This is a genomic window from Pseudomonas sp. AIG (assembly GCF_977020205.1).
The window spans coordinates 1-309 of record NZ_CDROCK010000160.1; the positions used below are offsets into that span (position 1 = coordinate 1).

At 57.6% G+C, this 309-nt stretch carries 1 pseudogene; it reads left to right on the top strand.

Going from position 1 to position 309, the window contains the following annotated elements:
• Nucleotides 1-309, top strand: a pseudogene (locus tag ACWR1S_RS30960) (baseplate J/gp47 family protein); the annotation flags it as partial.

Genomic DNA, 309 nt, shown 5'->3' on the forward strand with positions numbered 1-309 from the left:
CGAAGGTGGCCAACACCAGCAGTTATTCGCCGTTCTGGCGGGTGATGACCGCGCTGGTGACCAAACCGGTGTTGTGGCTATTGGACTTTCTCTGCCTGACGGTGCTGCCGAATTTCTTTGTGAAAACGGCGGTGGATGCGTGGCTGGACATGCTTGCTTGGGCGGTCAACGTCGAGCGTAAAGGCGCCACCAAAGCGCAAGGGAAATTGCTGTTCACCCGCGCCTTACCGGACGGCGTCATGGAGCTGGAAAAGGGCATTGTGGTGCAGTCGGCCGCCATCAACGGCAACGTGTACAAACTGATTACCA